Origin of the sequence: Streptomyces sp. NPDC060184 (genome assembly GCF_042728795.1) — a bacterium.
Classification (GTDB): Bacteria; Actinomycetota; Actinomycetes; order Streptomycetales; family Streptomycetaceae; genus Streptomyces.
In genome coordinates, this window is record NZ_JBHWYX010000045.1 from 30,974 (window position 1) to 44,005 (window position 13,032).

A 13,032-nucleotide genomic window follows, 5' to 3' on the forward strand; every position below is an offset into this window, starting at 1 on the left:
TGACGTCTGCCTCCGCGAAGGCGTCACAACGCGTCAGCCGTGCCCTTCGGACCGGAGACGCCGGACGCCCGGTGGTCAGGCCCGCCGCCCGGCGCGGCGGCTCGCAGAGCCGCCTCGACCCGGCGGTCGCTGGTCATGGTGGCCGTGACGGCCGTCATCGCGAGGAGGAGGGCGGCGGCGCAGTAGAGCGGGGTGCGGATGTCGTAGGCGGTGGCCAGCCAGCCGCCGGTGAAAGCCCCGACGGGGGCTGCGCACATGGCCAGCATGCGGGAGGTGGACGCGACCCGGCCCATGAGGTGGGGAGGGACGATCGCCTGCCGCAGGGAGGGGGCGAGCACCATCGTGGCGCCCATACCGGCCCCGCAGACGGCGAGCGCGAGGCCTGCGGCGTAGGGGTTCCGGGCAGCGGCCAGGCCCAGGACGGCAAGTCCTTCGACGGCGGCCGTGCAGGTCAGCGCGGTACCGGTGCCGAGTCGGCGACCGAGGTGGGAAGCGATGCCCGCACCGAGCAGACCACCGGTCGCCTCCGCCGTGAGGAGCAGGCCGAAGCCGTGGGCGCCGATGCCGAGACGCTCGTGTGCGAAGAGGGCGAGGACGGTCTCCACGGCGAGGAAGGCGACATTCCCGACCGCCGGGCGGAGCGCGAGCCCGAGCAGCAATCGGTCCCGGAAGACGTAGGAGGCCCCGGCCCGCGCCTGCCGGAGCAGCGACTCGCGGACCTCCGGCACGGGCCGCGGTGCGGCGGGCAGGGTGCGTACCAGCAGGGCGGAGAGCAGGAACGACACCGCGTCGGCGAGCAGCGGTACCGCCCGCCCGAGTGCGAGCAGCGCGCTCCCCGCGGGCGGGCCGGCGAGGCCGGACATCGCGGTCTGGGCGCCGCGCAAGCGGGAGTTGGCGCGCTCCAGGCGTGCGGGGTCACGGCCGAGCAGATCCGGCAGACAGGCGGTGGCGGCGGTGTCGAAGAAGAGTCCGCCGAGGCCGAGGAGGAAGGAGACGGTCGCGAGCAGCGGAATGGTGAGCACGTCGAGCACGGCCGCCGCCGCCGGTATCGCGAGTAACGCCGCGCGCGCCGCGTCGGTGACCCACATCGTGCGGCGGTGGTCCCAGCGGTCCACCAGGGCGCCGCCGAGCACCCCGAAGAGCAGCCAGGGCAGCGTCCCGGCGGCCGTGACGACGGCGAGCGCCATCGGGTCGCGCGTCAGCGTCAACGCGATCAGCGGCAGCGCGGCGTGTGACACCCCGTCACCGAGCGAGGACACCGTCTGCGCGGTCCACAGCCGCCCGAACCCGGTCACCGACTTGCCTACGTCTGCGCTCACTTGGCGTCTCCCTCGGTCCGCTCGCGCGGTGCCGGACGGAACAGCGCGAAGACGAACGACGCGTCCGGCAGCGACGGATCGGACAGCTCCCGGTACTCCTCCGCCAGCGCCTGCAACCGCGCCCCCAGTTCGGTGAACTGCTCTTCGGTGAGCCGCAGATGCGCCATCCCGATGTGCCGCTCGCCGTCCACCGGTGCCGCTTCCAGGTCCGCCACCGCGTGGCGCATGAGCGCGTCCGGCCCTCCCCGGCCCGGATCCGGCAGCACGATCGCCCGCGCGGCCATGGCGTAGTACCGCTCGGTGACCCCCCGGACCTTCCGGGTCCGTACCACCTTCACCAGGCCGGCCCGCTCCAACAGCCGTACGTGGTAACTGGAACTCCCCTTCGCGAGACCCACCCGCTCGGCGATCTGGGTGATCGTCGCGGGCTCGAAGCGGAGCACCGCCATGATCCGGTGGCGGGTGAGGTTGGAGACGGCGCGCAACTGCTCGTCCGTCGTGACGTGAAGTGCCTCGGGAAGCTCGTCGGTCGGCATGCGAGCAATGGTCAACGATTCTTGACCATTGGGCAAGGGGTATTCCACACGGACTTCCCCTGAACCCCCGCGCCGCACAGCCCCCGGCCCGTTCCAGCGCGGACGCGCCTCTCGACCAGGCACGACCCCTGTCCGGCCGGGACCACCGTCCACCCGGGCGCGAGGTCCCGAAAAACGCCGCCGACGGTGGCGCCGACGGCACCGGGGGCGACCGCGTACTCGGAGACCGCGGGTGCCGACCCGCGAGTCGGGGAGCGGGCCGGTCCCCGGCCGTCTCCGGCGTCGAGGGCGCCGGCCGCGCACGATCCCGGTGCCGCCGACCGCCTTCGCGTCACGACCAGACGAGTCGCCCTCGGTCGACCGCGCAGACCGGATGGTTCCCGTGGGCGATCTTCGTCAGCATCTCCGCCACGGAGTCGAAGTAGTCGGCCAGTGACGCGTACTCGCCCGTGATCGTGGGCTCGCCCACGAACCACCTGCCGACACGTCCGTCCCGCGCGTCGACGAACTTCCCCATCCAGCCGTCCTGGTCCGACAGGAACGGGATCCACTCGTTGCGCCAGAACGGATGGTCCGGCTGGTCCGGAGGGTCGAATCCACCGGGCCTGGAGCGGTTCGCGTAAAGGTTCTCCATGGCTCGGATCCCCAGAAAGAAACTGCCCTCGTCCGGGAACCCTGCGAAGCCGCAACACGCCACGTCGTCGTCCACGTCCTCCTCGGGAAGATCGAGACTGTTCCGCAGCAGCCACGCCCGCAGATCCCGAGGGAGAGGGATCCCCATCCGTTCCTCGGCGACCGCAAGCCTCTGCTCCGTAGCGGGCCCCGGTAGATCCGCGTGTTCGGCCGGGGCGTGCCGCTCAAGAAGATCCATCACGCGGGACCAGCTCTCCACCACGCGCATTTTTCCTCTGCCTCTCTGTACGGATGACCGGATGACCCGGACGAATGCGCCGCCTGCGGGTCACCGCTCGAAGCATACGAAGCGTTCCGGGCGTCGGCGCCGGGCACCCGGGTCCCGAAGCGTGGGTGCGGGAAGGCCGCGCCGGGAAGCGCCGACAGCACCCGTCCTGCGGACACCTCGGCCCACCAGTCGGCGCGTCGACTTGTCGGCCGGTGTGCCGTGGGCGCGTTCTGGCCGGGACGCCGACATCGATCACCGGTGAGTTGTCCGGTGAGCATCTCTATAGTCGGATTGCGAAGCCGCGTTTCGGCCCTTGTGTGCGAAGTCCGTGTCAGCGTTTCGCCCTGCCCATACGGTTCGGTAGCGCAGGAGCCGGGGCTGTCGGGACGCGCACTCCGGAATGTCGGACGGCGGGGGATTCGATGAGTGTCCGGAGTGTGTTTTGCGGTCGGAGCAGCGTGGTCTTCGTCCTGGTCATGTCGCTCGCGATGTTCGGGCTGACGTCGACGGAGTCGTTTCGCAGCGTGGCCGCGGGCCCGGACGCGGGAACGGCGGCGACCGGTCCGGAGGGTTCGGAGGGCACGTCGTTCGACCCGAACCAGATCAAGGACATCAAGGCGGCCGACCCTGGCGCCGGAGTCCATGTGATCGAGGCACCGAAGGCGAACAGCACCGGGGACGCGCGGCTCGCCTACCCGTTCGAGGTTCCCGCGGGGCGCGGCGGGCTCAGCCCCGATCTGTCGCTCGCGTACAACTCGGCGGCCGGTAACGGGTGGACGGGTGTCGGCTGGGACGTGAGCACGACCTCGATCACGGTGGACACCCGGTGGGGTGTTCCCCGTTACGACCACGCGGTGGAGACCGAGTCCTATCTCCTGGACGGTGAGCAGCTCACTCCGGTGGCACACGGCGGGGCACCTCGGGCCCGCACGACGGAGACGGTGTTCCACCCTCGTACGGAGGGCCGGTTCGACCGGATCGTCCGGCACGGCGACGCCCCCTCGGACTACTGGTGGGAGGTCGTCGACAAGCAGGGGCGGCGCACCGTCTACGGCGGGGCGGAGAACACCACCCTGGCCGACGACTCCGGCAACATCGCGGTGTGGGCGGTGAACGAGGTACGCGACGGGCACGACAACCTGCTGCGCTACCACCATGTCCGCGTCCTGGACGGCGGCGTGGCGAACGCCACCGTCCAGGGGTGCGCGCTGTATCTCCAGCGGATCACGTGGACGGGGCGTGGTGACACCGAGGGGCGTTACTCGGTCACCTTCGTCCGCGACCGCGAGCGGGGCGAGCCCCGCCGGGGCGACGTCCAGATCGATGCCCGGTTCGGGTTCAAGAAGGTGACTGCCGACCTGTTGCGCCGGGTCGAGGTCCGACTCGACGACCAGCTGATCCGCGCCTACGAACTCAGCTACCGGACGGGTGCTTTCGGGAAGACACTGCTGCGGTCGGTCTCACAGTTCGGCGAGGACGACCGCCTTTTCCACACGCATCGGTTCGACTACTTCGACGAGGTGCGCGACGCGTCGGGAACCTACACCGCGTTCGCGACCGCCGAAGGCTGGACGGTCCCCGACGACGGACTCGGCGTCGACATCCGGGACGGGGAAGCGAGCGCCCTGTCGTCCAGTACGTCGGTCGGGGCGGGTGGCCACCTCTATGTCGGCTACAACCCGGGCGCCCCGGTCAAATCCGGATCCGTGGGGGTGAAGGTCGGCGCGAACGCCGGAGCGTCCGACGGGCTGGTGGCCTTGCAGGACGTCAACGGAGACAGTCTGCCGGACAAGGTGTTCCGAAAGAACGGCGAAGTGTTCTACCGGCCGAACCTGTCCGGTCCCGCCGGGCAGCAGAAGTTCGCCGACACACCGGTCGAGCTGACCGGGCTGCCCGGTCTCTCGCGGGAGACCACCTTGTCCGGCACCGCCGGCATCGAGGCCTACGCCGGTGTCAACGGCCAGCTCGACTACGTGTCGACCACGACGACGTCCGACCGCTACTTCACCGATGTGAACGCCGATGGCATCGCCGACCTGGTCGACAACGGCGGGGTGCTGTTCGGTCGCCTGGACGCGAACGGCAACCCGGTCTACAGCGCCGACAGCGGGGACACCGCCGTCCCCGTGGGGTCGGGCGCCACGACCGGCACGATCGTCGGTGACCAGACCGCGGCGTTCGAACGCGCGGTGGACGCCTCGCCGCTGATGGACAGCGTGCGCCGCTGGGTGGCGCCCTACGACGGCACCGTACGGATCGAGGGCGCGGCACGACTCGTCGAGGACACCGGCCGGCAGCGCGCGGAGTACGAGAAGGCCGACGGCGTCCGCGTCACCGTCCAGTACGAGGACACCGAGCTGTGGGAACAGCGGATCGGCCCTGACGACTACCGCGAGTTCGCCCCGTCCGGTGTGGATACCCTCACGGTGCGCAAGGGCGACGCGGTGTATTTCCGCGTCCAGTCCGTTCTGGACGGCATGTACGACACCGTGGCGTGGGAACCGAGGATCAGCTACACCGGAATGCCGACGGGCACCGACGCGAACGGGTTGAGCACCACGGTCTTCGACGCGCAGAGCGACTTCACGGTGGCCGGGCGGGAGTCGTCGGTCACCGCACCCCTGACCGGAACCCTGAGGATCACCGGCGACGTCGTGAAGTCCGCGGCAACCTCGGACAACGTGACCGTGCTGATCACACGCGAGACGACCGACCTGCTCGGCAACCCGGTCACCAACGAGCTCATCCGCAAGAGTGTGCCGGCGGCCTCCACCGGCACGACACCGATCGACATCAGCGTGGCCGTGACGGCCCGTCAACGGCTGTCGTGGAAGCTGCTGGTGGACTCTCCGATCGACGCGAACACGCTGCGCTGGACACCGAAGGCGTACTACACGAAGGCTGACGGACTGGAGTCCGTGCTCGACGCCGACGGCAACCCGACGGTGGTCATCGAGCCACCGTACGAGTTGAACCTCTACCCCGTGGACACGCTGACCGGACCGCAGGGCTCCTGGACCGCACCGCGCACCGGCACGCTCGTCGTCGAGCCGGACATCCAGCTGAACCAGAACACCGAGAACGCGCGGGTCTTCCTCACGGTCAAGAAGCGCAACTCTCTGGTCGGCAAGCGAAGCATCGATTTCACTCTGGGTGCGGGAATACCCTCGTTCCTGACTCGACTGAGCGTTCCGGTCACTCAGGGCGACGAATTGTTCTTCGACCTGACCACGACCAACACCAAGCTCGTCGGTCTGCTGAAGTCACAGACGATGAAGGTCGGCTACGACGGAGCGAACTTCCAGCAGGTGCCGAGCGCCATGCACGCGCCCGCCGTCCAGGGCGCGTTCGCGCAGCCGTACCGCGGATGGGGCGTGATCGGCTATCAGGGCAACCGCGACAGAGCCACCCGCCCCATCGCGCAGGATGATCTGGTCCTGGACCAGAGTTATCTGGACGCGCTGCCGAAGGCCCCGGTCCAGGACGATCTGGCGGGTTTCACCGCGGACCCGAAGGTGCCGGCGCCGAGGATCACCGTGTTCGCCCCCAAGCCGTCCGAGGGGCGGTGGGTCGCCTCCGACGACAGCACCTGGGTCGGGGGGTCGGCGGCGGCTTCGTCACGGCTCGGGCTGGACACCGTCGACGTCGTGACCGACGCGGACCTGGCCGGATCGACGGGGCCGATCCGACGGGGGCGGACCCAGCAGATCTCCACCACCCTGACACTCGGCCAGTTCGGTGGCAGCGGTGCCATCGGCACCACCACCAGCGAGGTCGACTTCCTGGACGTCAACGGTGACCGCTTCCCGGACGTCGTCGGCGCCAAGGAGATCCAGTACTCTGACGTGGACGGCGGCCTCGGCAGCACCCGCGGCTCCCTCGGCGGAAACGTGCGCGAGTCGAACTCCGTGTCCGGCGGCGTGTCCTTCAGCGCGGGCAGCCCGGTGCGCACCCAGGCCACGGCCGGCGGCACCGATGCCCCCTCCGGCCAGGCGTCGGCGGCCACCGCGCGTACCGGTACCGAAATGCCCTCCCTGGGCATCGGCGGCAACCTCGGCGGTGGCGAGTCCGACGCCACGTTCGATCTGACCGACATCAACGGCGACAGCCTCCCCGACAAGGTGTACGCGAACGGCGACGCCCAGCTGAATCTCGGGTACCGGTTCGCCGCGCGGGAGCCGTGGGGCAGCGGACCGGTCAATGACGCTTCCACCCGCAACACCGGTGTCAACCTGGGCTTCAACCTCGACAACTACGGCTTCGCGGGCGGTGTCTCCGCGACCGTGGGGACTTCCCGGACCAACGCCACTCTGGCCGACGTCAACGGTGACGGGCTGACCGACCGTGTCTTCACCGACGGCACCGATCCCGTGGAGGTCGCGGTCAACACAGGTGCCGGCTTCACGGCGCCGACACCGTTCCGGGGCTCGTTCAGTGACATCGCCGTGGACAGCAACGCCACCCTCGGCGCCGGCGCGTACTTCACCTTCGGGTTCCCCGTCGGCGCCGGCAGCATCGTGTTCAACCCGGGCGCCGACGTGTCCACCGGCATCGGCCGAGCCGAGGTGGCGCTGCGCGACATCAACGGCGACGGCCTGGTCGACCACGTCAAGTCCACTCAGGACGGCGAACTGCTGGTCGCGCTCAACAAGACCGGCCGCACCAATCTGTTGCGCTCGGTCAGCCGTCCGATGGGCTCACGCATCGACCTGGACTACACCCGGTCGGGCAACACCGCCGCCATGCCGGAAAGCCACTGGGTGCTGTCCCGCACCACGGTGTTCGACGGTTTCGTGGGCGACGGCGCCGACACGAGCCTGACGACCTACCGCTACGGGCAGGGCCGTTACGACCGGGCCGAGCGCGAGTTCCTCGGCTTCGGCCAGGTGGTGACCGAGGAGCGCGACCCCGGTGCCGGCGACTCCCTGCTCCGTGCGGTGACGAACGACTACCGCACCGACGGATACGTGAGCCGAGGCCTGCTCACCCGCTCGCTGACCGAAGACGGAGCGGGCCACCCGTACCGCGAGACGGTCAACACCTATCGGCTGCAGGACCTTTCCTCCGGCGCGGAGGCCGAGCCGACGAGCCGCACGGCCACCGTCTTCCCGCAACTCGTCCGGGTCGAGGAGAGGTACTACGAAGGGGCGTCCCCAGCGGCCAAGTCCACCTACACCGACCTCTCCTACGACGCCTACGGCAACGTCACCCGCACGTTCGACGCCGGCGACGAAGGAACCGCGGACGATCTGGAGACCACCTACGGATACACCGCGTCCGACCCCGAATGCCGCGACCGCAACATCGTCGGCACGGCGAACCTCGTGCGGCAGAAGGGTTTTGCGAGCGGCACGGTGCTCCGGCACCGCGAGACCACCGTCGACTGCGCGACCGGCGACGTGCGCCAGACCCGCGAGTACCTCGACGACGACACCCCGGCCGTCTCGGACCTGACCTACCACCCGGACGGGAACCTGAAATCGGTGACCGGCCCGCCGAACGCCCGCGGCCAGCGCTACGAGCTGGACTACGGCTACGACACGGTCGTCGGCGTGCACGTGGAGTCGGTGGAGGACAGCTTCGGCTACCGGTCGACGTCGACGCACAACCTGAAGTACGGAGTACCCGAGCGCAACACCGACCAGAACGAGCAGTCGATCGACATGTCCTACGACAGCGTCGGCCGCCTGGACACGGTGACCGGACCGCTGGAGCAGGCCGACGGACTGACCACGATCGATTTCGACTACCACCCCGAGGCCACGGTCCCGTACGCCACGTCCAAGCACCTGGACCGCACATCGTCGGGTGTCCGCGCGGACACCATCGACACGGTCACCTTCAGCGACGGCCTCAAGAGGGTGCTGCAGACGAAGAAGGACGCCTCGGTCGCCGCGTCGCCCGGCGCCGTACCCGCCGAAGCGATGACCGTGTCCGGCCGGCTCACCTTCGACGCCCTGGGCCGCACGGTGGAGAAGTACTACCCGGTCACCGAAGCGAAGGGGGCCGCGAACACGACGTTCAACGCCTCGTTCGACACCGTGGCACCCACCAAGGACACCTTCGACGTCCTCGACCGGTCGGTGAGGACGGTCCAGCCGGACGGAACCACCACCAGCACCGCGTACGGATTCGGCACCGACCGGGCGGGAGCGACGCGGTTCGAGCAGACCGTGACCGACGGCAACGGCAAGGAGCGCCGGACGTACACCGACCTCCGGAACGCGACGACGGCGGTCGAGGAGTTCAACGACTCCTCGGCCGTGTGGACCAGCTACACGTACGACCCGGTGAACCAGATCACCGCGGTCACCGACGACAAGAACAACGTCACGCGCGCCCAGTACGACGGCCTCGGCCGGCGCACCGCGTTCGACAACCCGGACGCCGGTCTGACCACCACGCGCTACGACCTGGCCGGGAACGTCACGGCGAAGACCACGGCGAACCTGCGGGCGGCGGACGCATCCGTGGAGTACGACTACGACTACTCCCGGCTGAAAGCGATCCGTTACCCGACCTTCCCCGGCAACGACGTCAGCTACGCCTACGGCGCACCGGGTGCGGCGGAGAACGCGGCTTCGCGGGTCACCGAGGTGCGCGACGCCGCGGGAACGGTCGAGCGCGCCTACGGTGCCCTGGGCGAGATGACCAAGGAGACGCGCACGATCACCGCGGTCGACGGAGCTCCACGGACCTACGTCACCGAGTGGCGCTACGACGCGTTCAACCGGGTCCTGCGGATGACCTATCCCGACGGCGAGCAACTCGCCTACGCCTACGACTCCGGCGGTCTGGTCACGCGGGCGACCGGGACGAAGAACGGAACCGACTACACCTACCTGGACCGGCTGGACTACGACAAGTTCGGGCAGAAGGTCCTTCAGCAGACCGGGAACGGCGTGCGCACGACCTACGCCTACGACGCCGAGGACCGCCGGCTCGCGGAGCTGAGGTCGAAGACTCCCGACGGGACCTCGTTCCAGAACCTCGGCTACACCTACGACAAGGTCGGCAACGTCACCTCGCTGGTGAACAACGCGCCGCAGGGCGGGGCCATCGGCGGCCCGAGCAGCCAGACGTACGGCTACGACGACCAGTACCGGCTGACGTCGGCGTCCGGCCAGTACACGGACAAGAACAACGCGGTCAACACGTACACCCTGACCCTGGGATACGACTCGATCCACAACACCACGCACAAGTCCCAGACCCACGAGATAACCGGCGGCGTCCCTGCATTCCCCACCGTCAGCGGCCCGGCCGGCCCGATCGAACCCGTCGACGACCCGTCGAACCCGGCCGACGTCCAGGACCGCACCAGCTACGACTACACGTACACGTACGGAGGTTCCCAGCCGCACGCACCGGACAAGGTCGGGCCGATCACCCAGGCGTACGACGCGAACGGGAATCTGACCGACACGGTCAACACCGCCTCCGGCGACAAGCGGCGTCAGTACGTGTGGGACGAGGAGAACCGCCTCGTCTGCAACCAGGACGCCGCTTCCACCCCCGTCGCCCAGGACCCGAGCGGCTGCGTGGGCGCCTCCGCCTCCTACACCTACGACGACAAGGGCGACCGCGTCGTCAAGCGGGGGGACGGGCTGTCGCTCTACCCGAACCGCTACTACAGCGAACACGACACGACCGGCTACAAGCACGTCTTCGTCGGCGACAGCAGAATCACCACCAAGACCGTCGCGACCAACGGGCCCGAAGACGAACAGCAGTTCTTCCACGCCGACCACATCGGCTCTTCCGGATACGTCACCGACGAACAAGGAACGGTCACCCAGCACCTGGAGTACTTCCCCTACGGCGAGACCTGGGTGGAAGAACAGACGGGACAGGCGAACACCCCGTACCGGTTCACGGGCAAGGAACTCGATGCGGAAACCGGCCTGTACTACTACGGTGCCCGCTACTACAACCCGAGAACCCAGCTCTGGGCGAGCGCCGACCCGGCGCTGTCCGACTACCTCGACGGAGAGATGGCGGGCGGCATCAGGGAACCACGCAATCTCGCCGCGTACACATACACGTACGACAACCCCGTCAAGCTGACCGATCCGACCGGCAAATGGCCCTCCTGGAAGACCATCGGTCACACCACCCTCGACGTCGTCGGCATGGTCCCGGTCGTCGGAGAGGTCGGTGATCTGGCCAACGCGGGCTGGTACACGGCAGAAGGCGACTACGTCAACGCCGGGCTCTCCGCGGCCTCCGCCATTCCTGGCGCCGGCTACGCGGCGAACGCAGCAAAGTACGGCAACAAGGCGCTCGACGCGGCACAGGCAGCCAAAGCCGCGAGCAACGCGACCGACGCCGCCAAGACGGCCAAAGCAACCGAGAACGCACCTGTGCCCAAGGCGGCCGACAGCCCGCCCGCCCCGAAGCCCTCGGGCGACGGGGCCGCCCCGAAGGCAGCCGGCAGAGGGGGCGAAACCTGCAACAGCTTCACCCCTGACACACCTGTCGTCATGGGCGACGGCACCCACAAGACGATCGAAACGGTCCGCCTCGGCGACCAGGTCGTCGCCACCGACCCCGTGACCGGAGAAACCGGCCCCCGCACGGTCACCGCACTCATCACCGGCGAAGGCCAGAAAAACCTGGTCGAGATCACCGTCACCAGCCCCGGCGGCCACTCCGGCAAGGTCGTCGCGACGGACAGACACCCGTTCTGGGCACCTCGACTCGGCAAGTGGCTCTACGCCAAGGAGATCACCCCCGGAACTCTGCTGCAGACCGGCAGCGGCTCCTACGCACAGGTGAGCGCCGTACGCGCGTGGACCCAGCACAAGAAGGTCCACAACCTCACCGTCGACGACCTGCATACGTACTATGTGCTGGCGGGGGCTACGCCGGTACTCGTTCACAACAGCAACTGTCCGACGGCATCGAAATACGAGGACATCACTAGCCCCGGCGCCCGCATGCTGAACAAATCGACGGATGTCGGCCCCGTGGATTTCGGGAAGAACCTTGAGGCCAATGGGTGGGCTCGCACCGACAAGGGTCCGAACATCATGTACGAGAAGGACGGGGCAAGGTATTTCCTTCGAGGCAAGGCCAATAGTCACGAGGGGTGGACGGCGGACTACTACAATTCGGGGTCCAAAAAGGCCGACATCAAGATCAGGCTGGGTGAGGACTGACGGCAGAGGCGGATTCGATCGTGATCGATCGCAACGACTACCTGGATGTTCGCTCCCGTGGCGCAGCTACCTTCGAACTTGACGCCAGGTTGCCCGAACAGGTTTTCAAGGAGGGTGCCGGGGGCTCGCTGTTCTGTGAGTTCGATGCGGTACTCACGCCGGAGTTCTGGCCGGCGCTCTGCGCGATGGCCCGGTGGCATGGCGATGCATACGTCGAACTGTTGGTTCTTGAGCCGGATTGCGATGCGTTCTACCTCCCGGAGTATCGGATGTACCCGGCGATGTCGTTGTCCGTCGAGGCTGACGTGGATGACTACTGGGCCGCGATCGGTTACGAGCCGGACGGCGACATCATGGGGTCGATCGCGATCTCGGCGAACGTCATCGCTGTGACCGGACCTTCCGGAAGGTGGGGGTGCTGGGGTGAAAGGGATCCTGAAGTCGCAGTTTTCCGGGGTTTTCCGAACGCAGCTGCACGGAATGGGTGGTGCGCGCAGTTCGGACCCTTCCTGGAGGTGTCAGGCGCGTTGGAGTCGTATCTTCCGCTGACCTTCGCGGGTCGGACGGTCCCGGACGAGTACGCCGCAACTCTGACCGCCAACTATGGCCCTACGGGCGGTCGAGGTTTCTCGCCGAGTTCTACGATCCGGCCCAAGTGTTGAGAATCACACAGTAGGATGTTTCTGCAAATGTGAAGCTCCGCCAGGTGCGTCCTGGCGGGGCTTACCGCTTCTCATCCCGCTGCAACTCTTCCCAAGGCGCCATGACCATCCGGGCACGCTAGCCCCGACGAATCGCGCCAGTCAGCCGCTTCCCCGCAACTCCCTGCCCCCCTCTGCCTGCCAGCGGCCAGGCGCCCCCTGGCGTACGCCTGGATCCTTGGCCCGTTCGATCCGCCGCCCTCCCGCCCGAGTACGTGACCGCAGCAGACCTTCCCCACTCCGGACACAACGAAAGAGCCGGCCAAAGCGACAAACTGTCGCTTTGACCGGCTCGATCTGGTCGGTTGACCGCTGGTGTCCGAGGGGGGACTTGAACCCCCACGCCCGATAAAGGGCACTAGCACCTCAAGCTAGCGCGTCTGCCATTCCGCCACCCGGACAAGGTGTCTGTCG

5 protein-coding genes and 1 tRNA gene are annotated in these 13,032 nt (G+C 68.3%); 2 read left to right on the plus strand and 4 right to left on the minus strand.

What is annotated here, in order from left to right; all coding sequences use genetic code 11:
• Positions 1-23: 23 nt before the first annotated feature.
• The 3 genes from ACFWEE_RS25870 to ACFWEE_RS25880 all read right to left on the minus strand — a co-directional run bounded on the left by ACFWEE_RS25870 (position 24) and on the right by ACFWEE_RS25880 (position 2,756).
• Positions 24-1,319, minus strand: a complete 1,296-nt coding sequence (locus tag ACFWEE_RS25870; RefSeq protein WP_386892556.1) for an MFS transporter — start codon at positions 1,317-1,319, stop codon at positions 24-26.
• The gene (locus ACFWEE_RS25875) at positions 1,316-1,855 is read right to left on the minus strand and encodes an ArsR/SmtB family transcription factor (protein WP_386892558.1); all 540 of its coding nucleotides are present in this window, start codon (positions 1,853-1,855) and stop codon (positions 1,316-1,318) included. Before ACFWEE_RS25875 ends, ACFWEE_RS25870 begins: the two co-directional genes overlap by 4 nt.
• Before the next feature lie 331 nt (positions 1,856-2,186).
• A complete protein-coding gene (locus ACFWEE_RS25880; RefSeq protein WP_386892560.1) occupies positions 2,187-2,756 on the minus strand; it encodes an SMI1/KNR4 family protein in 570 nt (189 codons plus the stop codon).
• A gap of 458 nt (positions 2,757-3,214) precedes the next feature.
• Here ACFWEE_RS25880 and ACFWEE_RS25885 point away from each other — a divergent pair, with 458 nt between their 5' ends.
• Positions 3,215-11,917 carry a SpvB/TcaC N-terminal domain-containing protein gene (locus ACFWEE_RS25885; protein ID WP_386892562.1) on the plus strand — a complete coding sequence of 2,901 codons (8,703 nt, stop codon included), beginning with the start codon at positions 3,215-3,217 and terminating at the stop codon, positions 11,915-11,917.
• Positions 11,918-11,937: 20 nt separating this feature from the next.
• Positions 11,938-12,579 (plus strand): hypothetical protein, encoded by a 642-nt coding sequence (locus ACFWEE_RS25890; RefSeq protein WP_386892563.1) that lies wholly within the window; start codon positions 11,938-11,940, stop codon positions 12,577-12,579.
• Positions 12,580-12,931: 352 nt separating this feature from the next.
• Here the strand turns inward: ACFWEE_RS25890 and ACFWEE_RS25895 are convergent.
• A tRNA-Leu gene (locus ACFWEE_RS25895) sits at positions 12,932-13,019 on the minus strand.
• Between the last annotated feature and the right edge of the window lie 13 nt (positions 13,020-13,032).